Genomic DNA, 2825 nt, shown 5'->3' with positions numbered 1-2825 from the left:
CGGCTGCAGTTGAGGATAGAGCCAGGGTTTGACGGGTTGGCCCCGGCGATCGCGCCTTTGGATAACGATCGCTTTCGAGAGCTTGTCGTCGATTGCGGCCATCAACACTTCCTCCTGGGCGCCCAAGGCACTGCGCTTTTCGAACTCTTGTTCCCAGAGCAGCGCTTCCTTGATTACAAAAATGTCCCCGCGCTCACGCATCACCTTCGGATGGGTATGGAGCCAGCGCAGAAACGCAACCGCTTCCGGAGTCGAGCGCCACAGAGCGTCGNACTTCCTCCTGGGCGCCCAAGGCACTGCGCTTTTCGAACTCTTGTTCCCAGAGCAGCGCTTCCTTGATTACAAAAATGTCCCCGCGCTCACGCATCACCTTCGGATGGGTATGGAGCCAGCGCAGAAACGCAACCGCTTCCGGAGTCGAGCGCCACAGAGCGTCGTAGTGTTCGGCATAGGCCTCTGCGGTTTCGGGCTCCGACAGGTTCGATCCGTGCCAGATGGTCATTGGCAAGGGGCTCGGCGTGCCGGTCAAGATCTCGGCAATGTATGGATTCTCGATAAAGGCCCGGCGCAGGATCGTTGCGGCCTCGACCATTTTGCCAGACATGATTTCAACCAAGGCCGCCTCGTAGCGATAAGGAGGGTAGCTGTCCGCTTCTTGCTTGAAGATCTTCTGGGCCTTCTTCTCGTTGCCCGTGCGTAAATACTCCGAGCCGATCAGGTAGCGGATACCCTGGTTGTCGCTGGGATTCCAGCGCAGCATAAGCTCCAATATTTCGATTGCCTGATCCCGTCGACCAAGTTTCTGGTAGCAAAGAGCGACACCATGAGCCGCGCGCAGGAAAGGCCGATTTTCCAACCAGGACCATTCGATGCGGCCCCGATAAGTCCGCGGGATAGCCGCTAGGCCAATTCCTAGCCCTCGTTCGTAGGCGTCGAGCGCCTGTTTGGCTTTGCCATGCTCAAGCATCGCGAAGCCGAGATGCACATGACCATCGATGTAATTCGGATATTGCTCGACCAGGTCAGCCAATGCCAGATGGAACTTCTTCTGCGACAGGCTTCCGCTAGCGCGCTGATCGAGAAGAGTGTCGAGCCGACCGTCAGCTTCTCGCTCCTGGGCACCATGCCGAAATCGCGCGCCGTCGTCATCGAGTTCCAAAACCACAGCCGCCATTCGATCTAAGCTCCTCCCGATGACCTGTTGCCCGCAGCACTAGAAATGCACATTTGCCAGTGATATTGATCAGAATGATCCCTGAACAGCCGATATGTTCGGCGATGAGCCGCTTTCTATCAAGCCCGGCATTGCCGCTCACTCCGACCCGAGCCTGCCGTTTCAGACCTGCGGAAGATCTCGCTCTTCGATCTCCCGCAGCCGGGACACGACCGGTCACGCCTCAAGAGTGCCCTGTTTGCATTCAGTTCAGGGCTCCTTACCTGCAACTTGGCTATGGCTTCATAATCGGGGAAGTAGACAAGCATCTGGTCGTCGTCGAGACGCTCCACATGCGGCAGCACTAGGGTCATGGTCCACAGATGCGAGAGGTCTTCGGCGAGACCATTTTCCTGTTCGTCTATGCGAATTTCGGTCGGAGGCTGGATCCTAAAACAGGAGGCAGGGGAGACGGAGTCCTCGCCCGTGTGACACCTCCAAAAGAAAGCGGGGGTGCCCACATCACATCCGATGCAGCGGCTGTCGGTTCGGACGCAGAGCAGGGGACTGCGTAGCCTAGCAAGATCGACGACTGCTGACGTTGACGTTTGCTCCGCGAGGGACCATATGCGAGGAACTCGTGGATGAAGCGACACGTTGTCGTGTTGATCGACCGTGTTCAATGAGTTAGATTGTCATCATGATGCACTTTGGCGACAAGATCGTTCCCGCCGAATTCCCGGAGCTGAACTTGCTCGCGTGGAACCGCAATCCCGTGCGCCCTATCGCACCGGACGAGGCATTCGCTCTTTATGAGCGGAACTGGCGCCTCGTAGACGCAGACAACCTGACGCCGCGGGAACAGCTGCTTATTAGAGAGCTGACCGACGAATGCGGCCACGGCGTGATGCTCGTCTAGCTTCCTCGCTTCAAAAAAGCGCTCTGCTGCCATATCATCCGAGCATCCATGAACGCGAGGCGATAGTGGCTTATCTTAAACCTGAGCACGAGATCATCGGAGAGCTGCTTGCCGGAATGGATGCACCATTCCTAGCGGAATGCCAGTGCTACTTCGGGGGCGGAACCGCGATCGTCCTGAAGAACAACGAGTACCGCAGGTCGCTCGACGTCGACTTCTTATGCGCGGACATGGAAGGCTACCGGAAACTGCGGGTCGCGTTCTTCGACCATGGCGTCGCTGCCGTGCTGCCGGACGGAGCGAAGGAGCTACGCCAGGTTAGAACCGACCAGTACGGCATCAGAACTTTTGTCGAATACCAGGGCCAGGCAATCAAGTTCGAAATTGTCCGGGAGAGCCGCATCCCCCTCTCGGGAAATCTCGACCCAGACCTCGGCGTCCCCACCCTCGCGATCGAATCAATGTTCGCAGAGAAGCTGCTCGCAAACGCCGACCGTTGCCAGGACAGTTCCGTTGCCTACCGTGACGCCATCGACCTTGGATTTCTTGTTCTCCAGAAGGGGGAAATCCCTCACGTGGCAGTGCAAACTGCGGAAGCAGCGTATGGCAGCCTCGTTTCGAGGAGCGCCGCCTGGGTGTTGAACAAGCTGCAGGATCCCGACCCGATCCGTTATGCCGTCGAGACGCTTGACATGCGACTAGAAGAAGCAAAGGCGGGCCTTGCCGCCCTTCGCGACGCTGCACGCCACACAT

Annotated in this window: 3 protein-coding genes; 2 read left to right on the top strand and 1 reads right to left on the bottom strand. The window is 57.9% G+C overall.

Annotated features, from left to right (window positions below; all coding sequences use genetic code 11):
* Window positions 1–193: 193 nt before the first annotated feature.
* Window positions 194–967, bottom strand: coding sequence for a tetratricopeptide repeat protein (locus tag ACM6UT_RS23100; RefSeq protein ID WP_465245568.1), 774 nt, complete (start codon window positions 965–967; stop codon window positions 194–196).
* Window positions 968–1853: 886 nt separating this feature from the next.
* Between ACM6UT_RS23100 and ACM6UT_RS23095 the strand changes: the two genes are divergently transcribed.
* Together ACM6UT_RS23095 and ACM6UT_RS23090 are read left to right on the top strand one after the other, a co-directional pair.
* Complete coding sequence (locus ACM6UT_RS23095) at window positions 1854–2072, top strand: hypothetical protein (protein ID WP_113426734.1); 219 nt, start codon at window positions 1854–1856, stop codon at window positions 2070–2072.
* On the top strand, window positions 2045–2825 hold a 781-nt coding region (locus ACM6UT_RS23090; RefSeq protein ID WP_416799617.1), incomplete at its 3' end, for a nucleotidyl transferase AbiEii/AbiGii toxin family protein. The genes ACM6UT_RS23095 and ACM6UT_RS23090, both read left to right, overlap by 28 nt.

It is taken from the genome of Ciceribacter azotifigens, assembly GCF_048159625.1.
Lineage (GTDB): Bacteria > Pseudomonadota > Alphaproteobacteria > Rhizobiales > Rhizobiaceae > Allorhizobium > Allorhizobium azotifigens.
Note: the sequence above shows the minus strand (reverse complement) of the source record. Positions and strands in the feature narration are given on the sequence as shown.